Below are 22,813 nucleotides of genomic sequence, written 5' to 3' on the forward strand. Positions count from 1 at the left end.
TAACCCAGATAGAAGAAGATCAGCGTGATCGCGCCGAGTACGGAAAGGCCGCCGATCATTACGTACCAGCGCGCCAGATGGTCTTTAAGCGCACGGATACGGCGCTTGCGTTGCAGCTCGGGCGTATTGAAATCAATGCGTCCGGAGGAGGAATTCGCAGTCATGGGGGAATTTGCCAGATCGTTCATGCGCACACCCTAGCGGCTCTGTATGACAGAAACATGACAAAGCAGTGACGCAAAAAACCCACTGACCAATGACACGAAGTGCGCATAGGAACAGCGGGCTTGCGAAATGCCTGGCCGAGGATCACCCAACCAGGCTTTTGTCGTTGCAAGGAGCGGCATGGGCCGCCCCGGCGGGTCTTACAGACCCAGGTCTTTCAGAGCTTTTTCGGCAACCTTGGCTGGCAGCGGGATGTAGCCGTCTTTCACGACAACTTGCTGGCCTTGCTGGGACAGAACCATCTTCACGAACTCAGCTTCCAGCGGAGCCAGAGGCTTGTTCGGTGCCTTGTTCACGTAGACGAACAGGAAGCGCGACAGCGGGTAGGAACCGTTCAGAGCGTTCTGCTCGTTGTCTTCGATAAACTCGCCGCCTTCTTTCTTGGCCAGAGCAACGGTACGGACGCTAGCGGTTTTGTAACCGATACCCGAGTAACCGATGCCGTTAACCGAGGAGCTGATCGACTGCACAACCGAAGCGGAACCCGGTTGTTCGTTGACGTTGGCTTTGTAGTCGCCTTTGCACAGGGCTTCTTCTTTGAAGTAGCCGTAGGTGCCGGATACCGAGTTACGGCCGAACAGTTGGATTGGCTTGTTGGCCAGGTCGCCGGTCAGGCCCAGGTCGCCCCAGGTCTTGATGTCTTTCGAGCCACCGCACAGGCGGGTAGCGGAGAAGATGGCGTCAACCTGGGCCATGGTCAGGCCTTTGATCGGGTTGTCTTTGTGCACGAATACGGCCAGGGCATCGACGGCTACCGGAACGGCGGTCGGCTTGTAGCCATATTTGGATTCGAACGCTTGCAGCTCAACGTCCTTCATCTTGCGGCTCATCGGGCCCAGGTTGGCGGTGCCTTCGGTCAGAGCGGGTGGCGCGGTGGAGGAACCGGCAGCCTGAATCTGGATGTTGACGTTAGGGTAGAGACGCTTGTATTCCTCAGCCCACAGAGTCATGAGGTTGGCGAGGGTGTCGGAACCAACGCTGGACAGGTTGCCGGATACGCCGGTGGTCTTGGTGTAGGCCGGGATCGACGGGTCAACAGCGGCAACCGCGCTTGCGGTGGCGACGCCAGCGGCGACAAAAGTCAGGGCCGCCATCAAACGCTTAAGTTTCATGCCTTGCTCCTAGCAGGATAGGGTTGTGATGGAACGGGCCTAAGTATCTGCAGGCCGTGTGAAGACTCTATGACCCAATTGTGACAATTGGATGAATGGCCATCATCGAAGACCACGCGCTTTCCTTTAATTGATCCCTTGGCAACGACCCGGAGACTGCCCCATGCAATTCGCTCGTTTACTGCCCTTTACCCTGCTCGCAGTAGCCTGCAGCAGCTGCGCCGAGAACAGCCCGCAAACCACCAGCGTGGGCTATGGCCCCAACCCGCAATTGCCAGCACCGGAATCCAGCCTGTTGCCCACGGTGAACATCGCCAAGGCGGTGGGCTGGCCGGCCGGTGCCAAACCGGTGGCCGCCGCCGGTACCCAGGTGAATGCCTTTGCCGAAGGTCTTGATCACCCGCGCTGGCTGTATGTGTTGCCCAATGGCGATGTACTGGTTGCCGAGAGCAACACCCCGCCGCCGGAAGAAGACCCGGGCTTCAGCATGAAGAATTTCGTTGCCGGCAAGATCATGGAAAAAGCCGGTGCCGGCGTGCCCAGCGCCAACCGCATCACCCTGCTGCGCGATGCCGACCACGATGGCGTGGCGGAAATCAAAAGTGCCTTTATCGAAGACCTGCACTCACCCTTCGGCATGGCGCTGATCGGCAACGACCTGTATATCGCCAATGCCAATGCTCTGGTGCGCGTGCCTTATGTCACCGGACAAACGCAGATCAGCGAGCCGCCGACCAAAGTCACGGCGTTGCCCGCCGGCCTGAACCATCACTGGACCAAGAATGTGATCGCCAGTGCCGACGGTAAAAGGCTCTACGTCACCGTCGGCTCCAACAGCAACGTTGGCGAAAACGGCCTGGATATAGAAGAAGGCCGCGCGGCGATCTGGGAGGTGAACCCCAGCAGCGGCGACAAACGCCTGTTCGCCAGCGGCCTGCGCAACCCCAACGGCCTGGCCTGGGAGCCGACCACCGGGGCGCTATGGACCGCCGTGAACGAGCGCGACGAGCTGGGCAACGACCTGGTGCCGGATTACATCACCTCGGTAAAGGACGGCGGCTTCTATGGCTGGCCCTACAGCTACTACGGCCAGCATGTGGATGAGCGGGTCAAACCGCAAAAGCCGGAACTGGTGGCCACGGCCCTGGTACCGGATTACGCGCTGGGCGCGCACACCGCCTCATTGGGCATCGTGTTTGGCCAGAAGAGCGCGCTGCCGGAGCGCAAGGACGGGCTGTTCGTCGCCCAACATGGCTCCTGGAACCGCGAGCCACGGGCCGGCTACAAGGTGATCTTCGTGCCGTTCAGCGCCGGTATGCCCAAGGGTCAGCCGCAGGATGTGCTGACCGGCTTCCTCAATGCCGAAGGTGAAGCCCAGGGCCGCCCGGTGGATGTCATCAATGACAACCAGGGCAACCTGCTGGTGACCGACGATGTCGGCAACAAGGTGTGGCGAGTCAGCGCTTCGAAGTAAGCAGGTACAGACCGGCCCATGGGGGTCGGTCCTCACCCGCGTCGGTATCAGCCCGCCGAAAATCGCGTAGGCCACGGTTGTAGGTTAACCGCCGCCTGAAGCAGCACGCCGCTGGCGAGAAGGAATACCACGACACGCACTGATCAGACTGATCAGCAAGCGGGGCAACGCCTACAGCGCAGCGTCCCGCCTGAGAGCGCCGAAGCGGCTATAGCCCCTTCAGGAACCGGCCTTCGACATGTACAGAAACAGGTGCCGCCCCCGCTGAAACGCTCGGCTGGTTAGCGCCAGCTCAGCGGTTTGACCCCAACAAGTGCCGGGAAATACCGTTGCGCCCAAGCCACGTTGAGCAGTGCGTTGATGCGCGCTATCGACGACTTCAAGTCATGGCTGCGCCAACCCAGAAAGGCACTTCACAACATGACGATATTGAGTAGCGCGCAAGAAGCGGTAGATACCGTTGCCAACCAATCCATTCTTGCCGCCCAGCAACAAACCTTTGCGGTAGGTGGCGCGATTATCGACAACGCATCCGGCGAAGTGATCGCGGCGCGGCACAACAACGCGCTGATGCCTTTTCCGGGTAGCAGCGCGGGCTACTTTCTATTCCACGACCCGACCGCCCATGGCGAGCGTCAATTGGTGGACTGGTATTACGCAAACCGCGGACCGTTGAAGCTTCCCCACCCCGAGCAACTGACCATCGTGACCAGCCTGGACCCCTGCGCCATGTGCGCGGGTGCCCTGTTGACCGCGGGATTCAATGTGGCGGTGAGTGCCCTTGATAGCTACGCCGGAATCAACCATACCGGCCAGTTCGACTTCCTGGCGCTGCCACCGAAGATGCGTCAGAAAGCCCAAGCAACCTGGGCGTATTACGCGGTCTCGGTACCCGTGAATCGTCCCGGCCAAGGGTCGAAAAGTGCGGTATTTGCAGCGCAGCCCATCAATGCCGCGACCTATTACCTGACCAGCTCGATTTTCGCTGCCAGCGTCATTGCCCTGCGCTCAGCGAGCAATCACAGCGGCGTGGACCCGTCGCAACTGCAAGACCCGGCCACGCTGCCGGCCAATAGCCCGGTGCGCCGCGCGTTAGCCCATCTCAGCCCTTATGCATTGACAGTGCAAAGCACCAATCCCCGCGATCCGGGCGCGGAATTGGCCGAACCACTGTTGGCCGCTGCGCAGCAAAGCTGCGTTTTCAACGCGGTCGCGCTAATCGATGCCTTCGGCAATCTGCTCGCCTGCCTGGGCGGTGCAGAGGGCAAGTCGCCGATTCGCACGGCCTTTATGGAGATCACCCGCCACTATGCGGTGATGCGCTGGACGCTGATGAATGACCCCCACCCAGCGGTACGTGCCGAGGCGGCGCAGTACCTGACGCACCCCAAATACGGGACTTATGTTTACCTGTATGCGCCGGACCCAGCCACGCCACAGGCCGTGATGGAGTTCGGTGCCTACGGTTCGACCATGGAAGGACCGGTGCCGCAGAACTACCCCTCCAACCTGCAATATGTGCTGCTGCCCGACACCACCACGGCACAGGCCGTGGCACAGCTGGCCCAGCGCTTACCGCCGTTCTATACCCAGAGTGTGCAGGTCGCACCCAGCCAGGTGCTGAGCGCTGACCTGATCAGCGCCGTTGAACAGGGCGTGGCCCGGATCAGCGCTTCGACATGAGCAGATAGAGGCCCACACAGAAGCCCAGGCCGCAAAGCGCCGCCACGTAGTAGGCCGGCCCGAGCGGGTCGGTCTTCAACAGCAGGGTCACCAGCATCGGGGTCAGCCCGCCGAAAATGGCGTAGGCCAGGTTGTAGGAGAACGACAGCCCGGAAAACCGCACCACCGGCGGGAAGGCATTGACCATCACAAAGGGCACGGCACCGATCATGCCGACGAACAGGCCGGTCAGGGCATAGAGCGGGAACAGCCACTCCGGGTGGCTGCTGATGCGGGTATAGAAGGTCCAGGAACTGGCCAGCAGCAACAGACTGCCGATGATAAACACCTTGCTGGCACCAAAACGGTCGGCCAGGGCCCCGGCACCGACACACCCCAGACTGAGAAACACGATGGCCAGGCTATTGGCCTGCAAGGCCGTGGCCGCATTGAAGCCGTAAACGGTTTGCAGCAGGGTCGGGGTCATCAGGATGACCACGATGATGCCAGCCGACAGCACCCAGGTAAGCAGCATCGATAGCAGAATCGCGCCACGGTGATCGCGTACCACCGCCTTCAGCGGCACTTCCTCGGCCAGCGCCTTGCGCTGTTGCAGCTCGGCAAACACCGGGGTTTCGTGCAGCCAGCGGCGCAGGTACACCGAGAGCAGCCCAAACACCCCACCCAGCAGGAAAGGCCCGCGCCAGCCGTAGGCCAGCAGCTCTTCGGGGGTGAACAGGCTGTTGAACAGGGTGGCGACCAGCGAGCCAAGCAGGATGCCGGCAGTCAGCCCCGAGGTCAGGGTGCCGCAGGCGTAGCCGATATGGCGCTGCGGTACATGCTCAGCAACAAACACCCAAGCACCCGGCACTTCACCACCGATGGCCGCGCCCTGGATCACCCGTAAAATCAGCAGGGCGATGGGTGCCCACATACCGATCTGTGCGTAGGTAGGCAGCAAGCCCATCAGCAAGGTCGGCACGGCCATCATGAAAATGCTCAGGGTGAACATCTTCTTACGCCCCAGCAGGTCACCGAAGTGAGCCATGACGATGCCGCCCAGGGGGCGGGCCAGATAACCGGCGGCAAAGATGCCGAACGTTTGCATCTGGCGCAGCCAGTCGGGCATCTCTGCGGGGAAGAACAGCTTGCCGACCACGGCGGCGAAGAACACGAAAATGATGAAGTCGTAAAACTCCAGGGCGCCGCCTAAGGCCGACAGCGACAGGGTTTTGTAATCGCTGCGGGTCAGCGGTCGAGTAGCGGCAGGGGTGGGCAAGGCGGCGGTGGGCATAAAGGTAGGCTTCTCATCGTCTGACAGCGCGGCCGCAGCGGGCTCGAGCCCCGCGCGGCAGGGGCGCACGATAGCAAATTGCAACAAAGAACCGTAGGTTGCGGTGGATATCGAAGTTTTCCGGTCAATTCCGAGACTGGGCAGTCGTCGTACGAGCGATCCCTATATATACTGCGGCCTGTCTGCGTCTGGCCCTGGCTAGAGCGGCCGGGTCTTCTGCGAACCCAACTTGCGGCCTGTTAGCCGAGTGAGCAGTCAAGCCCGAGACTGACCACATCCAATAAGAGTGACGGGTAAGAGGCTCCCTAGGCATGATCGAACTCGAACAAGAAGACCCAACGCCGCAGGGCGATCTGGCGCTGCAAATCACCGCGCTGCCCCGCGAAACCAACGGTTTCGGCGATATCTATGGCGGCTGGCTGGTGTCGCAGATGGACCTCGCCGGTACCGCGATGGCCAGCAAAGTGGCAGGCGGACGGGTTTCCACCGTGGCCATCGACCGCATGGCCTTTCTCGTGCCGGTTGCCGTCGGCGCGCAGCTGTCCTTCTATAGCCAGACCCTGGAAATCGGTCGCAGCTCGATTCAGATGCTGGTGGAAGTGTGGAGCGATGACCCGCTCTCCAGCGAATGGCGCAAGGTCACCGAGGCCGTATTCGTGTTTGTCGCCATCGATGGCAGCGGCCGCACCCGGCCGGTACCGCGCCGCTAAATTCCCCTTACCTCCGGATTCCGCCCTATGCCCAACAGCGCCCCACAAGTCGAACGTGTCGAGTTGGATGAACTGGTGTGCTGGCGCATTCGCACCGCCCAGGCCGAGTTGCTGGTGACGCAGCAAGGCGCGCAGGTGCTGCGCTATCAACCCCATGGCCAGCAGCCGGTGATCTGGCTTAGCGAACAGGCCGCGTATAAAAAAGGCCAATCGGTGCGCGGCGGCGTGCCGGTGTGCTGGCCCTGGTTTGGCGACCTGGCGCGCAACCCCGAGGCGGTTCAGCAGCTGCACGGCAGCGGTTCGGCACCCGCCCATGGCACGGTACGCGGCCTGGACTGGCAGCTGCAGGGCATCGATCAGGACGCCGATGGCGTCACCCTGCGCTTCACCTTCCCTACCAGCACCCTGGCCTTCTTGCCGAGTGGCGTCGAACTGAGCCTGGATGTGCGCCTTGATCAGCGCCTGACCCTGAGCCTGACCACCCGCAACGGTAGCGAACAGCCGCTGACCTTCAGCCAGGCGCTGCACACCTACTTTGCCGTCGCCGATATCCACCAGACCCACCTCGAAGGCTTCGACCAGACCCGCTATATCGAAACCCTGGAAGACTGGCAGGAACGCCAGCAGCAGGGCGCCATCACCTTTACCGGTGAAACCGACCGCATCTACCTGGATGTGCCGGCACAGGTCAGCATTGTCGATCCGCTCTGGCAGCGGCGCATTCACCTGGCCAGCAGCGGCTCACGCTCGGCCGTGGTGTGGAACCCCTGGATCGCCAAGGCCCAGCGCCTCAGCCAGTTCGCCGCCGATGCCTGGCCGGGCATGCTGTGCATCGAAACCGCCAATGTGCTCAACGATGTCGTCAGTCTGGTGCCGGGGGCGCAGCACAGCATGGCCGTTACGCTGTGGGCGGAGTCGCTGTAACGAGGGCGGCGAAAGCCTCTCTCACGGGAGTTCACCTATCCCGCTTTCCAGTGTCACGCCAGGCTTTGCCCAGTGCTCGCTTGCCAATAGCCCGGCGCTGTACTGCAATGCGATATCACTAAAACCTTTGCGTCCGGCGCCATGCCCATAAAATTCAGCGTTTCCGCCGGCAAGAACGGCCTGGAAGAAACCGGCAAGCGCTCGCTGATGCGCCTGATCCTGGTCAGCACCGGCGTGGTGCTCAGCAGCTTCTGCATCCTGCAATTTCTCGCCGGCAACCCGCTGACCGCCACCTTCGAGTTGCTGGCCAGCGCCGTGCTGATGTGGGGCGGCTGGAAGATCGTCGGCGTGCGCAACCTGACGCCGTGGATCTACCTGTACCTGATCCCGACCTTCGGTTTTCTGCTGTACATCATCGTCATGCCGGCCGCCTCCACCACCGCCTACGTGTGGATTTACATCATTCCCCTGCTGTCGTACCTGCTGCTTGGGCGCGTGCGCGGTTTCCTGCTGAGCACGCCCTATGCCCTGACGGCCATCGCGCTGTATTTCGACAAATACCCGTTGCCCGGCAACTCCGCGGGCATGATCGATGTGCTCAACGCCGTGCTGTGCGGGGTGATGATCATCATCTTCGTGCACCTCTACGAAGCCCGCCGCGCTGCCGCTTACGACGAGCTGGCGCGCCAGGCGCAAACCGACGCGCTGACCGGCGTGGCCAGCCGTGGCAGCTTTCAGCAAGCGCTGGAGCGCAGCCTTCAGGAGGCCGAACGTAGCAATGTGCCGCTGGTGCTGGTGATCATCGACATCGACCACTTCAAGCGGGTCAATGACTGCTTCGGCCATGACGCCGGCGATCAGGCGCTGATGCATATCTGCGACGGCCTGCTGCTACGCCTGCGGGTCACCGACAGCCTGGGCCGTCTGGGCGGCGAGGAGTTCGGCGTGATTCTGCGCAACACCGACCTGGCGGCCGCCACGCCATTGGTGGAAACCCTGCGCCAACAGATCGCCAGCAACCCACTGCTGTATGGCGAACACAGCATTGCCCTATCGGCTACCTTCGGCCTGGCCCAATGGCCCGCCGATGGCCACAGCGCCAGCGAGCTGTATCGCTGCGCCGACCAGCGTCTGTACCGCGGCAAAGAGCTTGGGCGCAATCGCCTGGTGCTGAGCAACGTTCAGCCCTAAGGCCTGCGCCCCCCTGCCAAAGGCGCATCGGCAGGACTGGGGTTTTGCCACAGACTAAGGGCACGCATGCGGCACCCACTCGAACAAGAAGCCTCTGATGCAGATCGATGAAGAACTGACCCTGAAGAAGCTGGAGACCTTTCTGGTCTTTATGCGCACCAGCAATCTGTCGCGCGCAGCGGCCGAGCTCAATACCAGCAATGTCAGCGTGCACCGGGCCATTCACTCGCTGGAGAGCGCGTTGCGCTGCCCGCTGTTCAAGCACGAAGGGCGCAATCTGACGCCACTGGAAAGCGCCTATGTGCTGGAAGAACGCGCTCAGAAACTGATTCAGGAGCTACTCGACACCGTACGCCTGACCCGCGAAGCCGCCGGCTTTTCCGCCGAACGTTTCAAGCTCGGTTCGTTGTATTCACTCACGGTGAAAACCGTGCCGCAGCTGATCATGGGCCTCAAGCTGCGGCGCAGCGAGCTGAATATCGACCTGACCCTGGGCTCCAATGTCGACCTGTTCTACCGTCTGAAGAATATGGAGCTCGATGCCATTCTGGTGTCGCTGGATGAAGGCGTCAGCGACCCCGACTGCTCGCAGCTGCCGCTGTTTGCCGACGATATCTTTCTTGCCGTACCCAATGACTCGCCCTTCGCCAACCAGGCGGAAGTGGACCTCGCCGACCTGCGCGAATCGACCTTTATTACCCTGACGCAAGGCTTTGCCACCCACCGCGACGGTGGCCGGGTGTTTGCGCAGGCGGGGTTCGAGCCCAAGGTGGCGATGCAGGTGAATGACATCTTCACCTTGCTCAGCATGGTCAGTTCCGGGGTGGGTTATGCCTTGCTGCCGGGGCGGATTGCCGCGGTCTATGAGAATCGCGTGAAGCTGATTGCGCTGCAGGCGCGCTACCGCCTGCAGCAGCATATCGGCGTGGTCTTTCTGAAAGCCAAAGAGCGCGACCCCAATCTGCTCGCGCTCCTTGCCGAATGCCGCATGTATAGCCTGAAACAGAACGCCTGAGCCTTAGCCGAGCAAACCCCGCACGCAGAAATACAGCAGCGATGGGCCGAGCAGACAGCCGAGGCCGGTATGGAAGGTGGCCGTCAGCGCACCGTAGGGCACCAGACGCCGGTCGGTCGCCGCCAGGCCCGCGGTAACCCCGCTGACGGTGCCCGCCAGGCCGCCAAAGACCATGGCCGAACGCGGGTTGTCCAGGCCGAGGAAACGCGCCGATACCGGGGTAAACACCATCACCAGAATCGCCTTGATCAGGCCGGCGGCAATGGACAAGGCCATCACATCGGAGCTTGCGCCGATTGCCGCGCCGGTAACCGGGCCAACGATATAGGTCACAGCGCCGGCACCAATGGTGGTCATGCTGATCGCATCCCGATAACCGAAGGCCCAGGCCACCGTGGCCCCGACAATAAACGGCAGCACGGTGCCCAGCAGCAGCGCCACCACACCAATCAGCCCGGCTTTGCGCGCCTCGGTGGCTTGCACTTCGAAGGCCGTGGCGACAATGGCGAAGTCCCGCAACATGGCACCGCCCATCAAACCGATACCGGAAAACAACGCCAGGTCGGCCAGGCCTTTCTGCCCGCCGGTGAGTGTGCCACCCACCCAGGCGAGGATCAGCCCGATGACAATGGCAATGGCCGAACCGTGTATGCGGCCAAACGTCAGGTGTTTGGAAAGAATGATCGACAGCCACATGATCGCGCCGACAGCGGCAAAGGCGGTGATCAGGCCGTTATGTTCCAGGGCGTTCGCGATGATATCCAACATGCTTAGCGCCCCCCTGCCGGGCTGGCGGCAATGCCGCTCAACTCGGGCTCATCGGGCAGCGGTTCACCCTTGTTGGTACGGCTGATAAGGGCAATGGTGCAGCCGCAGAGCAGCACCGAACCCACCGCAGCCAGCAGCGCCACGGGGCCGCCGTGCAGCGCGGCAACCACGTTCTGCTGGGCCGCCATGGCGACCACCACGGGAATGTACATGGCACCCCAGAAGCCGACACCCAGCTCGCAGTCTTTGCTCATGCCGCCGTGGCGCTGCATATACAGCCGCGCACAGATCAGCAGGAGCATGGCGATACCCACACCGCCGACATTGGATTTAACGCCCAGCAACACCCCCAGCAGGTCGCCGAGGATGACGCCGGCCAGGGTGCAGATGGCCAGTAGGGCCACGCCATAAATGATCATGTTGTTGTCCTCATTACATTAAGTCGAAGTTGTTGTTTTTGTGCTTCGAAACGCATGTGTTATGAGCGCCGGCCTACCTCCTGACGCAACAAGGCGCCCAGCGAATCCAAACGGTTGCCCTGGAAGGCCAGCACCGTTCCTTGAACAAAAACCCGCCGCGCCAGAACGCTGAGCACAGCGCCAGGCGGCAGTTCGATATGCAGCCGCACGCCGCGCTCGTAGGCGGTTTGCAGGGTGCTGTGCCAGTCGACGATACGGCCCATATTGCCGGCCAGATCGTCACGCAGGCGCTCGGGGTCGCTGAGCAGGCGGGCAGAGCTGCCACTCAGGTAGCCGATGGCGGGGCGCTGCATCGGTATATCGGCAAACGCCTGTTGCAGCTGCCGGGCCGGCTCCGCCAGCAACGGGCAATGGGACGGCACGCTCACCGCCAGAGCTTTGCACATGCCCGCCCCTTGGGCCCTGGCCAGCGCCGCGACCTGCCCCATGGCACTGTGGCTGCCGGCAATCACCAGCTGGTTGGCAGCATTGATATTGGCCAGATAAACCGGCTGATGCGGACGATGAACCCGGGCCAGTAATGCCTCCAGCGTTGTCAGGTCGAGGCCGACGATGGCGGTCATACCGAAGCCGCTGGGGTAGGCGTTCTGCATCAGTTCTGCGCGCAGCGCCACCAGGCGCACGGCATCGGCAAACTCCAGTGCCCCGGCCACCACGGCCGCGGCGTAAGCCCCAATGGACAGCCCGGCAACGTAATCCGGGGCGCAGCTGCGCTCGATCAACAACCGCGCGCAGGCCACGCCGGCAATCAGTAACGCCAGCTGCACCGCACGGGTCGAGCGCAGCGCTGCGGCGCTGTCGAGGGCCAGAACATCCTCGGCCAATACCTCGCTGGCCAGGGCAATGTGCGCCCGCACCTGGGGCTCGTCCGGCAACTGATGGAGCATGCCGACCTGCTGCGCGCCCTGACCTGGAAATACCATCAGGCTGCTCATACCAGTGGCTCCAGGGCCTGCCAGGGGTCTTCGACCAGCGCCGCGCCCGTCGCGCTTTTCAGCAATACCCGCGAGGCAGCCCCGGCCCATTCGCGCAGCGCCACGGCACCGTGCGGGGTCTCCAACTGCACATCGACACGGCAATCGACCGCATCGAATAGCTTCAGCCAATCGCGGGCGACACTGCGGCTCATGGCGGTTGGCGTACGCAGCAACAGATCAAGATCACTGGCGCTGTGCAGCACAGCAATACCGGTCGCCAGCGCAAAACCGACGCTGCCCGTAACGCCCCAGGAAAGCGGCTGACTATCGAGCCGCGGGCGCAGTGCAGCAAGGGCCAGCAGGGCTGGCCAAGATCCATGTGCCGGTTGGCGGGCCGCCTGTTCCGGAGTGATACAGGCACGCACCTGATGTTGGTGCAGCTCGGTGGCATAACGCTGTTCACGACGGGCACCGCGAATACCTACGGCCAGCCAGCCGCTGGCCAGGCGCTGACGGCGCACCACCACCGGCTGCCCCTGCGCCAATACCTGCCGGGCCCAGTCCGGAGCCTGCGCCGGTAGCAGGTGCGGGCCCATGCCCCAGAGCAGATCGTGAGGGACGGGTTGAGCGCTGTCTGTGGTCATCGTTTCACCCTCCTGCCCGGTGCTTTTGCGTATGTGTGGTGCCACTTTCCCCAACCCTCTCGTTGGCCATCCGGCGCAACCAACCCGTGCTGCTACGACCCTGACGGATCGCTTTGGTCGGCCTGACCGCCCCATCCCTGACGAGAGGGCTGGGGGAAGTGGCACCGGGTATTACCACTGCTGGTCGAGCAACTCGCGCACCCGCGATGAGGCCTGGCGATTGACCGCCCCGAGGCGACCCCGCAGATCGGTACTGCTGCCGATATCGACCAGGGCTTGTTGCAGGCACTCACGCACGCTGGCCAGGTCGGCCGTGCTCGGCTGCTCGATCTGCTGCACCGCCAGGCTGCGCCAGAGCAGACCCAACGAGGCGTAGCTATCCAGGTCGTAGGCCATCGGCGGCACGCTGGCGGCCAGCACTTCCAGCTCGTCAACGCTGCGCAAGGTAATCCGTGCGGCGGCGGCCTTGCCCATGGCGTGCACCATCACCCCGGGGTCGCGCAGGGCGATCAAGCGTTGCGCCTGGTAGCCATGGGCGAGGAAGGCACCGGACATCGCCTTGCCCACCAGCAGCGCCAGCGACGGGTGGCCGGCCAGACGTGCCCTGGCGTAACTGTCGACTGCCGCCGCCAACGCCTGGTGAATGCCCAGGGCCTCCTCGCGGCGTCCGTAGGCCTGACTGGGAACATCCACCACCGCCACCAGTGCACGCTTTTGCGCCAGGTCGCGATCAGCCTCGATGGCTTCGTCCACCGCCTTGGCCAGGGCCCAGCCCTCAAGCACGCCTACCTCACCGGAACGGGCGCGGGGGAAGGGGTTGTGCGGGTCTGGAACCACCGCGATAAAACGCGCGGCGCGGTTGCCCAATTCACCATCGATGACCATCAGCGAAGCCGGGAAACCGGCCAGTTCGATCCCACCGGCCAGGCCGCGCAGCCAGTTCACGCCACGGGTGCTGTTCATTGCATGACTCCTTGATAAAGGGCGCGAACGGCGGCGGCATCCAGTTGCTGACGGCCATCCACCTCGCTGAGGCGCTGCAGAAACCAGGCATGCCGGCGGCTGCGGGGCAACGCTGGATTGCCGCGGGCGAACAGCGTGCGCAATTGACTGCCGATGGCGTCGATATCGTCCGCCACATAGGCGTCCACCAGACCACTGGCAAAACGCTGCTCGCCGCCGGTCAGGCTCCAGATAAAGGGACGGTCGCGGGAGTCGTACTCCTCGATTCCGGCTTCCTGTTCGATCACCTGCGGACCATTGAGCCCCAGGCGCGCCTCCTGAGTGACCAGCAGGTAGCTGCATAAGGCCGCAGCAATCGACATCCCGCCAAAACAGCCCACCGGCCCGGCGACCACGCCGATCACCGGTTGGTAGTGGCGCAGCTCGACAATCGCCGCCTGAATCTCGGCAATGGCGGCCAGGCCCAGGTTGGCCTCCTGCAAGCGCACCCCGCCGGTTTCCAGCAGCAACACGGCCTGGGTGGCGATGCCGCGACGATTGTCTTGCGCCGCCAGCTCCAGCAGGCCGGCGATCTTGGCACCGCCGACCTCGCCCATGCTGCCGCCCTGAAAAGCCCCCTCGATGGCCGCAATCACCGTGGCTTTACCATCTACTCTGCCCTTGCCGATAACCACCCCATCGTCGGCCTGGGGCACGATGCCCTGCTTGGCCAACCAGGGCGAGTGCAGGCGGTCAAAGGGCCCGAGCAACTCGCGGAAACTACCAGCGTCGAGCAGGGCGCGGGCCCGTTGACGCGCACCCAGTTCGACGAAACTGCGGCCCGCGAGCAGGCGGCGGATGTTTTCTTCAGCAGTCATGGCCCAACTCCTCCAGCGCCTGTTCCAGACGCAAGCGCACCACGCCGGGTGAAGCGCCGAAATCGTGAATTTCAATCTGCAGTGCCGGCACTGTCCGCTCGTTGAACAGGCGCTCGAACAGGTGCTGCCAGCGCTGGGCGCTGCCGTTTACCGAGGTCACCACCTGGATCGACAACTTGCCCGCCAGGCCCGGTTCCAGCAGCACCTCCAGGTCACCGGAGCCGACACAACCCACCAATGCCCGGCCGCGCGCCGGTGGCCCGGCGGAAAACTCGAAAGACAGGGTTTCCATGGTTCACAGGCTCCCGGTTTGGCCGCTGACGCGGTCGATAAAAAGACAGGCAGCGAGCAAATCCGCCGCGCCACCCGGTGAGGCATTGAGCCCCAACAACTGTTGTTCCAGCAGGCGCAACTGACGACGCCCGTCGAGACTGGCGCTGCCGCCGGCATCCAGTACCGCCTGCGCGCCCTGCTGCATGGCCTGCAGACCGGGCCAGCCGGCGCGCCACAGCACGCAGGTATCAGTGAGGGTGGTCATGATCGCCAGCAACGCATCCAGGCGGGCGTTCTGCTCGCCGCTGCCGGCGGCGCGGCTGCGCTGCAACTGCGGCAACGCCTGCTGCATCACCGCCGGAAAGCCCAGCTGCGCCTGCTCGCGGGCACCTCGAACCCCGTAACGCTGCGCCACCTGGGCACCATGGCTGGCGCTGCGCGGCCCGAAGCGATCATCCAGCAGCGCCAGGCGCGCCGCCCGCAGGCTCAACTCGGCGGCACTGCAAGGCTCAGGCTGCAACGCCCGGGCGGCGACCAACAGCCCCAACGCCCAGATCGCCCCGCGGTGGGTATTCACCCCAGCGGTGGTGCGCAGCATGGCGGCCTCACCCTCGCGGCCGATGCGGCCCAGGGCTTCGCGCAGGGGCAGGCCGATTTCAGCGAATGCCAGGGCGGCATCGGCCATTTCCTTGAAGGTTGGCCACAGCGCCAGCGCCGAGGCATGCATCAGCCCCAGGTGCAGATCCTGATGCGCGCCATTGCCACGGCGGTCGACCAAGCCTGGCTTGGGCGACAGATCCGCTTCATCGATCAGTGCTTCCACCGCCTGGTCGGCCAGACGCTCGGCCAGGCTCAGGCGGCTGTGTTGCGCAACTAATGCGTTCATTTACCAGCTCCTGAATTTGCCCGGAGGGGTGTACAGACCGCCAGACCAGGCGACCAGCTCGGCGATGCTTTTCGCCGCGAGCAGCTCGCGACTGGCGTCGGTACGGCGGATGCCGAGGTCCTCGGGCAGCGCAATCAAGCCTTCACGGCGCATGCGCGCGGTGTCTTTGGGGTTGTGGCGCAAGCCGATGCTGGTGACCCCAGCCACGGCGGCGATCATCCCCCGGCGCTCTTCCAGGCTGCGGGCCTTGTACAGGTAGGCGATGCCTTCTTCGGTCAGCAGGTGGGTGACGTCATCGCCGTAAATCATGATCGGTGCCAGCGGCATGCCGCTTTTCTTCGCCACCTCGATGGCATCGAGGTTTTCCACAAAGGTTGGCTTGCCGCCTTCCTGGTAGGTTTCCACCATCTGCACCACCAGTTTCTTGCCGCGCTCGAGCATCGGCACGTCGCCTGCGCCATCGGCCTGGCGCATATCCAGCCAGGCCGGGGTTGGATGGCGACGGCCGCGGGGGTCGTGGCCCATGTTCGGCGCGCCGCCAAAACCGGCCAGACGGCCACGGGTGACGGTGGAGGAATGACCATCGCCATCGACCTGCAGGGTGGCACCGATAAACAGATCCACCGCGTACTGCCCGGCCAGCTGGCACATCATCCGGTTGGAACGCATGGAGCCGTCCCGCCCGGTAAAGAACACGTCCGGGCGCTGGGCGATATAGCCCTCCATACCCAGCTCGGTGCCGAAGCAGTGCACGCTCTGCACCCAGCCGGTTTCGATGGCGGGGATCAGGGTCGGGTGCGGGTTGAGGGTCCAGTTACGGCAGATCTTGCCCTTCAGTCCGAGGGATTCACCGTAGGTGGGCAGAATCAATTCGATGGCGGCGGTGTTGAAGCCGATACCGTGGTTCAACGACTGCACATTATGTTTTTCATAGATGCCACGGATCGCCATCATCGCCATCAACACATGCACGGGTTTGATATGGCGAGGGTCGCGGGTGAACAGCGGCTCGATATAGAAAGGTTGGTCGGCCACCACCACAAAATCGACCCAGGAGGCGGGGATATCCACCCGCGGCAAGTCGCTGACCTCATCCACCAGTTGGTTGACCTGGACGATGACGATGCCGTCACTGAACGCCGTCGGTTCCACCAGCGCGGGGGTGTCTTCGGTGCTGGGGCCGGTGTAGATATTGCCGTGGCGGTCAGCCATAAAGCCGGCCACCAACGCGACGTTGGGGATCAGGTCTACCAACAGGCGCGAATACAGTTCGATGTAGGTGTGGATCGCGCCCACTTCCAACAGACCGTCTTCGAGCAGCTGGCTGATGCGCAGGCTTTGTGGCCCGGCGAAGGAGAAATCGAGTTTGCGCGCAATGCCGCGCTCGAACAGATCCAGGTGCTCGGCGCGGCTGACGCTGGGCATGATCATATGCAGATCGTGCAAACGCTCGGGGTCGGCCTTGGCCAGGGAGCGTGAGAGGAAGTCCGCCTGCTTCTGGTTATTGCCCTCCAGCACCACCCGGTCGCCGGGAGCGATCAGGGCTTCAAGTGCCGCGACTATCTTGTCGCTGGGCAGAACCACGCCATCGGCGAGGGCGCGCACCGGATCGAGGCGTCGGGCTTTTTCAGCACGACGACGCGACCACTGCGGCGGTGGGGAGATTGTTGTTGTCATGATAGGTCCACGATTTCCGCTGTCGTGGCACTACCTTAGGGAGGGCTACCGGAGCCATCAATCAAGCCCGGCGACGCATCGTTACGCCCAGGTTAACGAATCAACCCAGGGCCGTATCGAGGAACATCATCACCGCAAAACCCGCCATCAAGCCCAGCGTTGCCGGGGTCTGATGGCCGTTGCGGTGGGTTTCCGGAATCACTTCGTGGGACACCACAAAGATCATCGCGCCCGCCGCCAGGCCCATGCTGATCGGATAGGCCAGGGCAAAGCCGCTGGATACGCCAATGCCGATCAGTGCGCCCAGGGGCTCCATGGCACCGCTGAGAATCGCCAGCACCGCCGACTTCAGCGACGACATGCCCGTGGCGCGCAGGGCCATGGCCACAGCCAGACCTTCGGGGATGTCCTGAATGGCGATGGCGGTGGTCAGCGGCAGGCCGACGTTCATATCGCCACCTGCAAAGCTGACGCCAATGGCCATGCCCTCGGGAATGTTATGCAGGGTCACCGCCAGCACGAACAACCACACCCGATTTATGCGCTCGGCTTCCGGGCCGCACGGGCCGGTGCTGTCGTGTTCATGGGGGGTGAAGCGGTCGAGGCCAAGCATCAACAGCACGCCAAGACCGAGACCGACCACCACGGTCAACGCCGCCATCGGGCCATTGCCGGTGATCTCTTTGGCCGCCGCCAGACCCGGCAGAATCAGCGAGAAGGAACTGGCGGCGAGCATCATGCCGGCGGCGAAGCCGAGCATGGTGTCCTGGGTACGGGCTTTGATCGAACCGAGGGTCAGGGCAAACACTGCACCCAGGGCCGTGGCAGCAAAGCCGGCGAGGCCGCCGAACAACGCGTACTGCAGATGACCTGAGCCATCGCCTTGAAAGGCGTTGTAGATGCTCGCCACCAGCAACACCAGCACGGCCAGGCCGGCGGCGGCGAAACCCACGGTGGTAAAGGGGTGGTTGTGGGCCTGGTTGAACCAGGCGTTACGCATGGCAATCATGGAAGTTGGCATCGCGGTGACCAGGGTTAAATGGACTGGTCGCCAGAGTAAAAGCTATCGCCGATTTATGGCCATAAGAAAAAATCTATTACGGCCTAACAGCCTCTATTTATAAGTCGGCTTCCGTCACCGCACGTACATTGCTGGCATCCAGAGCGTAGGCGGCATCGGCCAGGTCATTGCTGACCTTTTCCACCTTCAGCGTGCCGGTTACCCACAGCGGGTTGTAGATATCGTCGAGCTTCAGGCCCTTGGGGTAGCGCACCAGCACCATCTGGTTCGGTGGTGGTGGCGGTACGTGGATGCAGGCACCCGGGTAGGGCACCAGGAAGAACAGGGTGCTGCGGCCTTTGGCATCGGTTTCCAGCGGCACCGGGTAGCCGCCGATGCGGATGTTCTTGTTGTTCATGGCGGCGACCGTGTTGGTCGAATACATCACCGCCGGCAAGCCTTTCTCCTGCTTCAAGCCGCCCTTGCTGCTGAACGTGCCGTCACCTTCCGGGGTGTTGTGGCTGATCTCCGGCATCTCCTCCAGCGCCTTCTGATCGGACTTGGGCATCAGCGCCAGCCAGTCGGTTTCCGGGAGCTGCGCGTGGGCGAAACCACTGAGTAACAGCAGGCTGAACAGTAAGCGGCGCATGGACAAACTCGGCTGGGATAAAGAGGCGGCGAGTCTATCAGCCGCCTATCAGCAGGTGCAGACCCAGCAGGCCCAAGCCGATAAAGAACACCCGCTTGAACAGCACGGCGCTGATGCACTGCCGCAACCACTGACCCAACAGCATGCCGGCCAGGGCGGGTAGCAGCGCCAGCAGCGAAGCCCCCAGTTCGCCGCTGCCCACTTCGCCACGCCAGAACAGGCCGGCACCCAGTGCCAGGGTGGAGACGGTAAACGACAGACCCAGCGCCTGAACCAGCTGATTACGTTGCAGGCCGAGGGCTTGCAGATAGGGCACGGCAGGAATCACAAACACCCCCGTGGCCGCCGTGACGATGCCGGTTAGCAGGCCGCACAACGGCCCCAGCCAAACCTCGTGGCGTTCAGGCACACGCAGCGGCGGCAATAACAAACCACTGATGGCGTAGAGCAATAACGCACCGCCCAGGGCGCGGGTCATCTCCTCGCCCGCGCCCAAGCCCAGCCACCCACTGCCCAGCCCGGTACCGATCACTATCAACAGCAGCAGCGGCCAGAGCCGGCGCACCAGCGCTTTTAGCGCTCCGCCAAACGCCAGCTGCCAAAGGTTGGTGACGGTGGAAGGCACCAGCAATAGCGCCGCAGCCTGAGGCGGCAACATAGCCAGACCGAGCAGCCCCATGGCCACCGTAGGCAAGCCAAGGCCGATCACGCCCTTGACCGTACCGGCCAGCAAGAACGTCACCATCACCAGCAGTGACAGGACCGGGCCCAGGTTTTGGTAGAAATCGAGATATGTCGTCATGGCACCATCCTGCGCCCGCAGCCTGCCGGTGAAAATCTGCCAGTTACGCAGTCAGCCTCTGGCATAGACTGAGGCTAAGGAAGTTCCGGGGACGGCCATGCACTTTGATCTGATCGACCTGCGCCTGTTTGTGCGCATTCTTGAAGCCGGCAATATCACCGCCGGTGCCAGCCGTTGCCATTTGTCCCTGGCCTCGGCCAGTGCGCGGATCCGCGCCATGGAAAGCTCCCTGGGCAGCGCGTTGCTTGAGCGCGGTCGCCGTGGGGTCAGCGCCACCGCGGCCGGCGAGGCCTTGGCCCGGCATGGGCGCTTGATCCTGCAACAGGTCGAGCACTTGCAGTTCGACCTGGCCGACTACGCCAAAGGCTTCAAAGGCCAGGTGCGCCTGCTGTGCAATACCACGGCGCTGAGTGAGTACCTGCCAGAGCTATTGGCCGACTTTCTCGCCAGCCACCCCCATATCGATATCGACCTGCAGGAACAGCCGAGCCTGCGCATCCTCCATGGCATCCGCCAGGGCGCGGCGGATATCGGCATCATTTCCGATGCAGTAGACAGTAGCGGCCTGCAAACCCGGCCGTTTCGTCGTGACCCGCTGGCCCTGGCAATGCCAATGAACCATCCGCTGGCCGGGCGCGACGTCGTGCACTTCAGCGAGACGCTGGATCACGAATTTGTCGGCCTGGCACTGAACAGCGCTCTAGCGATTTATCTGGAAGAACAGGCACTGCATGCCGGCCGACGTTTGCGCATTCGGGTGCGGGCCGAGAGTTTTGATGGGGTGTTGCGGATGGTTGCGCGTGGCGCAGGACTGGGCGTGGTGCCACAGGCGGCAATCGAGCGCTGGCAAGGTGCGGCGGGTTTTATCAGCCTGCCGATAAGCGACTCGTGGGCACAGCGCAAGTTGCTGCTGTGCGCCACGGATTTCGCCGCCCTGCCGGGCTATGCGCGAACCTTGCTGGAAGCGCTTACTTCTTCTTGATCAGGCCGTAGATCACCAGCAACACGATGGCACCAACCACGGCCCCGACAAAGCTGGCACCTTCGCCAGCCTGGTACAGACCCAGGGCCTGACCGCCGTAAGTGGCCGCCATCGAGCCGGCGATACCCAGCAGGATGGTCATGATCCAGCCCATGCTGTCGTCGCCCGGCTTCAGAAAACGCGCCACCAGGCCCGCGAGAAAGCCGATAAAAATGGTGCCGATAATGCCCATGGGAAATCCTCTGTGAATGACAGGTGCCGACACTGGCACCCTGAGATCAGAGGGTAGGGGGCGGGGGAGGTTCCATGTTTGAAAGGCAGCGTTCGATCGGAAATTCTGGATCCCAGCCTGCGCTGGGATGACGGTGCATGAAGCACAAACTTCCGTCTCCCCAGCGCAGGCTGGGGCCCAGAATTCAAAGCCGGATGCTTACTTGCTCAGCGCCCGCACCTTGAAAAACCGCGCACGAATGACGGTGCATGAAGCACAAACTTCCGTCTCCCCAGCGCAGGCTGGGGCCCAGAATCCACAGCCGGATGCTTACTTGATCAGCGCCCGCACCCTGGAAAACCGCGCACGGATGGCGGTGCATGAAGCACAAATTTCCGTCACCCCAGCGCAGGCTGGGGCCCAGAATCCACAGCCGGACGCTATTTGATCAGCGCCCGCACCCTGGAAAACCGCGCACGGATGACGGTGCATGAAGCACAAACTTCCGTCGCCCCAGCGCAGGCTGGGGCCCAGAATTCAAAGCCGGATGCTTACTTGATCAGCGCCCGCACCCTGGAAAACCGCGCACGGATGACGGTGCATGAAGCACAAACTTCCGTCACCCCAGCGCAGGCTGGGGGCCAGAATCCACAGCCGGACGCTTACTTGATCAGCGCCCGCACCCTGGAAAACCGCGCACGGATGACGGTGCATGAAGCACAAACTTCCGTCACCCCAGCGCAGGCTGGGGCCCAGAATTCAAAGCCGGACGCTATTTGATCAGCGCCCGCACCCTGGAAAACCGCGCACGGATGACGGTGCATGAAGCACAAACTTCCGTCGCCCCTGCGCAGGCTGGGGCCCAGAATTCAAAGCCGGACGCTATTTGATCAGCGCCCGCACCCTGGAAAACCGCGCACGGATGGCGGTGCATGAAGCACAAACTTCCGTCTCCCCAGCGCAGGCTGGGGCCCAGAATCCACAGCCGAACGCTTATTTGATCAGCGCTTGAACCTTGGCTACCTGCGCATCCAGCGTGGCGCGGTCAGCGCTGCGCACGGTGGCATGGCCGACCTTGCGACCAACCTTGAACGCCTTGCCATAGTGGTGCAAATGGCAGTCATCAATGGCGATCACCTGCTCCACCGCCGGCACTTCGCCGATAAAGTTGAGCATCGCGCTTTCGCCCAGCTTGGCGGTCGAGCCCAGGGGCAAACCGGCCACAGCGCGCAGGTGGTTTTCGAACTGGCTGCACTCGGCACCTTCGATGGTCCAGTGCCCGGAGTTGTGCACACGCGGGGCAATTTCGTTGGCCTTGAGGCCACCATCGACTTCGAAGAATTCAAAGGCCAGCACGCCAACGTAATCGAGCTGCTTCAGCACCCGGCTGACGTAGTCTTCGGCCAGGCCTTGCAGCGGATGCGCGGTGCTGGCGATGGACAGGCAGAGAATGCCGTTCACATGGGTGTTGTGCACCAGCGGGTAGAAACGGGTTTCGCCATCACGGGCACGCACGGCCACCAGCGACACTTCGCCAGTGAAGGGCACAAAGCCCTCCAGCAAGCACGGCACACTGCCCAGCTCGGCAAAGGTGCCGACTACGTCTTCAGCTTTGCGCAGTACTTTCTGGCCCTTGCCGTCATAACCCAGGGTGCGGGTTTTCAGCACGGCCGGCAGGCCGATGGCGGCAACAGCGGCGTCCAGATCAGCCTGGGACTGGATATCTGCGAACTCGGGCGTAGGAATGCCGAGGTCTTTGAACATGCTCTTTTCGAACCAGCGATCACGGGCGATGCGCAGCGCTTCGGCGCTCGGATACACCGGCACGAACTGCGACAGAAAGGCCACGGTCTCGGCCGGTACGCTTTCGAATTCGAAGGTCACCAGGTCCACTTCATCGGCCAGTTGGCGCAGGTGTTCCTGGTCGCTGTAATCGGCGCGCAGGTGCTCGCCGAGGGCGGCGGCACAGGCGTCGGGCGCCGGATCGAGAAAGGCGAAGTGCATCCCCAGCGGGGTGCCTGCCAGCGCCAACATGCGACCCAGTTGGCCGCCACCGATTACACCGATTTTCATCTCAACAGCCCCATTCGAACTCAAT

The 22,813-nt window shown here is 63.0% G+C and carries 24 protein-coding genes; 8 read left to right on the forward strand and 16 right to left on the reverse strand.

Annotated features, from left to right (window positions below):
- Positions 1-365 precede the first annotated feature (365 nt).
- Entirely contained in the window at positions 366-1,337 is a 972-nt protein-coding gene (locus ACVW0Y_RS06405) for a phosphate ABC transporter substrate-binding protein PstS family protein (RefSeq protein ID WP_457436853.1), read from the reverse strand.
- A 163-nt stretch (positions 1,338-1,500) separates the two neighbouring features.
- Between ACVW0Y_RS06405 and ACVW0Y_RS06410 the strand changes: the two genes are divergently transcribed.
- Together ACVW0Y_RS06410 and ACVW0Y_RS06415 are read left to right on the forward strand one after the other, a co-directional pair.
- Positions 1,501-2,811: a PQQ-dependent sugar dehydrogenase gene (locus ACVW0Y_RS06410; RefSeq protein ID WP_457436855.1), complete on the forward strand. Its 1,311-nt coding sequence runs from the start codon at positions 1,501-1,503 to the stop codon at positions 2,809-2,811.
- A gap of 420 nt (positions 2,812-3,231) precedes the next feature.
- On the forward strand, positions 3,232-4,494 hold the full coding sequence (locus ACVW0Y_RS06415; protein WP_457436857.1) for a nucleoside deaminase: 1,263 nt from the start codon (positions 3,232-3,234) through the stop codon (positions 4,492-4,494).
- Here the strand turns inward: ACVW0Y_RS06415 and ACVW0Y_RS06420 are convergent.
- Complete coding sequence (locus tag ACVW0Y_RS06420; protein ID WP_457436859.1) at positions 4,478-5,767, reverse strand: MFS transporter; 1,290 nt, start codon at positions 5,765-5,767, stop codon at positions 4,478-4,480. The two genes, ACVW0Y_RS06415 and ACVW0Y_RS06420, sit on opposite strands and share 17 nt — an antisense overlap.
- 311 nt (positions 5,768-6,078) lie before the next feature.
- Here ACVW0Y_RS06420 and ACVW0Y_RS06425 point away from each other — a divergent pair, with 311 nt between their 5' ends.
- The 4 genes from ACVW0Y_RS06425 to ACVW0Y_RS06440 all read left to right on the forward strand — a co-directional run bounded on the left by ACVW0Y_RS06425 (position 6,079) and on the right by ACVW0Y_RS06440 (position 9,607).
- Positions 6,079-6,477: an acyl-CoA thioesterase gene (locus ACVW0Y_RS06425; protein WP_108095192.1), complete on the forward strand. Its 399-nt coding sequence runs from the start codon at positions 6,079-6,081 to the stop codon at positions 6,475-6,477.
- A 27-nt stretch (positions 6,478-6,504) separates the two neighbouring features.
- Complete coding sequence (locus ACVW0Y_RS06430; protein WP_457436860.1) at positions 6,505-7,401, forward strand: D-hexose-6-phosphate mutarotase; 897 nt, start codon at positions 6,505-6,507, stop codon at positions 7,399-7,401.
- A 141-nt stretch (positions 7,402-7,542) separates the two neighbouring features.
- Positions 7,543-8,592 (forward strand): GGDEF domain-containing protein, encoded by a 1,050-nt coding sequence (locus ACVW0Y_RS06435; protein ID WP_457436861.1) that lies wholly within the window; start codon positions 7,543-7,545, stop codon positions 8,590-8,592.
- A gap of 97 nt (positions 8,593-8,689) precedes the next feature.
- Positions 8,690-9,607: a LysR family transcriptional regulator gene (locus tag ACVW0Y_RS06440; protein WP_457436862.1), complete on the forward strand. Its 918-nt coding sequence runs from the start codon at positions 8,690-8,692 to the stop codon at positions 9,605-9,607.
- A 3-nt stretch (positions 9,608-9,610) separates the two neighbouring features.
- Here ACVW0Y_RS06440 and madM read toward each other — a convergent pair whose 3' ends face one another.
- The 12 genes from madM to ACVW0Y_RS06500 form a co-directional block, all read right to left on the reverse strand.
- Positions 9,611-10,375, reverse strand: a complete 765-nt coding sequence (gene madM, locus ACVW0Y_RS06445) for a malonate transporter subunit MadM (RefSeq protein ID WP_457436864.1) — start codon at positions 10,373-10,375, stop codon at positions 9,611-9,613.
- Positions 10,376-10,377: 2 nt separating this feature from the next.
- On the reverse strand, positions 10,378-10,794 hold the full coding sequence (madL, locus tag ACVW0Y_RS06450; protein ID WP_457436865.1) for a malonate transporter subunit MadL: 417 nt from the start codon (positions 10,792-10,794) through the stop codon (positions 10,378-10,380).
- A 59-nt stretch (positions 10,795-10,853) separates the two neighbouring features.
- Complete coding sequence (gene mdcH / locus ACVW0Y_RS06455) at positions 10,854-11,789, reverse strand: malonate decarboxylase subunit epsilon (RefSeq protein WP_457436867.1); 936 nt, start codon at positions 11,787-11,789, stop codon at positions 10,854-10,856.
- On the reverse strand, positions 11,786-12,415 hold the full coding sequence (locus ACVW0Y_RS06460) for a malonate decarboxylase holo-ACP synthase (RefSeq protein ID WP_457436869.1): 630 nt from the start codon (positions 12,413-12,415) through the stop codon (positions 11,786-11,788). Before ACVW0Y_RS06460 ends, mdcH begins: the two co-directional genes overlap by 4 nt.
- Positions 12,416-12,586: 171 nt before the next feature.
- Positions 12,587-13,378 (reverse strand): biotin-independent malonate decarboxylase subunit gamma, encoded by a 792-nt coding sequence (mdcE, locus tag ACVW0Y_RS06465; protein ID WP_457436870.1) that lies wholly within the window; start codon positions 13,376-13,378, stop codon positions 12,587-12,589.
- Positions 13,375-14,235, reverse strand: coding sequence for a biotin-independent malonate decarboxylase subunit beta (locus ACVW0Y_RS06470; RefSeq protein ID WP_457436871.1), 861 nt, complete (start codon positions 14,233-14,235; stop codon positions 13,375-13,377). Before ACVW0Y_RS06470 ends, mdcE begins: the two co-directional genes overlap by 4 nt.
- Positions 14,225-14,527 (reverse strand): malonate decarboxylase subunit delta, encoded by a 303-nt coding sequence (locus ACVW0Y_RS06475; RefSeq protein ID WP_457436872.1) that lies wholly within the window; start codon positions 14,525-14,527, stop codon positions 14,225-14,227. Before ACVW0Y_RS06475 ends, ACVW0Y_RS06470 begins: the two co-directional genes overlap by 11 nt.
- 3 nt (positions 14,528-14,530) lie before the next feature.
- Positions 14,531-15,394, reverse strand: a complete 864-nt coding sequence (locus tag ACVW0Y_RS06480; RefSeq protein WP_457436873.1) for a triphosphoribosyl-dephospho-CoA synthase — start codon at positions 15,392-15,394, stop codon at positions 14,531-14,533.
- Positions 15,395-17,071, reverse strand: coding sequence for a malonate decarboxylase subunit alpha (gene mdcA / locus ACVW0Y_RS06485; RefSeq protein ID WP_457436874.1), 1,677 nt, complete (start codon positions 17,069-17,071; stop codon positions 15,395-15,397).
- Between the two features lie 100 nt (positions 17,072-17,171).
- Positions 17,172-18,092 carry a ZIP family metal transporter gene (locus tag ACVW0Y_RS06490; protein WP_457436875.1) on the reverse strand — a complete coding sequence of 307 codons (921 nt, stop codon included), beginning with the start codon at positions 18,090-18,092 and terminating at the stop codon, positions 17,172-17,174.
- Between the two features lie 97 nt (positions 18,093-18,189).
- Positions 18,190-18,720 (reverse strand): DUF3299 domain-containing protein, encoded by a 531-nt coding sequence (locus ACVW0Y_RS06495; RefSeq protein WP_457436877.1) that lies wholly within the window; start codon positions 18,718-18,720, stop codon positions 18,190-18,192.
- A 37-nt stretch (positions 18,721-18,757) separates the two neighbouring features.
- On the reverse strand, positions 18,758-19,522 hold the full coding sequence (locus tag ACVW0Y_RS06500; RefSeq protein WP_457436878.1) for a sulfite exporter TauE/SafE family protein: 765 nt from the start codon (positions 19,520-19,522) through the stop codon (positions 18,758-18,760).
- Between the two features lie 97 nt (positions 19,523-19,619).
- On the opposite strand from ACVW0Y_RS06500, the gene ACVW0Y_RS06505 reads away from it, so the two are divergent.
- Positions 19,620-20,504: a LysR substrate-binding domain-containing protein gene (locus ACVW0Y_RS06505; RefSeq protein WP_457436879.1), complete on the forward strand. Its 885-nt coding sequence runs from the start codon at positions 19,620-19,622 to the stop codon at positions 20,502-20,504.
- Here ACVW0Y_RS06505 and ACVW0Y_RS06510 read toward each other — a convergent pair.
- Positions 20,491-20,736, reverse strand: a complete 246-nt coding sequence (locus tag ACVW0Y_RS06510) for a GlsB/YeaQ/YmgE family stress response membrane protein (RefSeq protein ID WP_457436881.1) — start codon at positions 20,734-20,736, stop codon at positions 20,491-20,493. The two genes, ACVW0Y_RS06505 and ACVW0Y_RS06510, sit on opposite strands and share 14 nt — an antisense overlap.
- A 423-nt stretch (positions 20,737-21,159) precedes the next feature.
- Between ACVW0Y_RS06510 and ACVW0Y_RS06515 the strand changes: the two genes are divergently transcribed.
- The gene (locus ACVW0Y_RS06515; protein WP_457436882.1) at positions 21,160-21,495 is read left to right on the forward strand and encodes a hypothetical protein; all 336 of its coding nucleotides are present in this window, start codon (positions 21,160-21,162) and stop codon (positions 21,493-21,495) included.
- Positions 21,496-21,708: 213 nt separating this feature from the next.
- Here ACVW0Y_RS06515 and ACVW0Y_RS06520 read toward each other — a convergent pair whose 3' ends face one another.
- Positions 21,709-22,788 (reverse strand): 5-(carboxyamino)imidazole ribonucleotide synthase, encoded by a 1,080-nt coding sequence (locus ACVW0Y_RS06520; RefSeq protein ID WP_457436883.1) that lies wholly within the window; start codon positions 22,786-22,788, stop codon positions 21,709-21,711.
- Between the last annotated feature and the right edge of the window lie 25 nt (positions 22,789-22,813).

The sequence above is a fragment of the Pseudomonas sp. TE3786 genome, assembly GCF_054057335.1.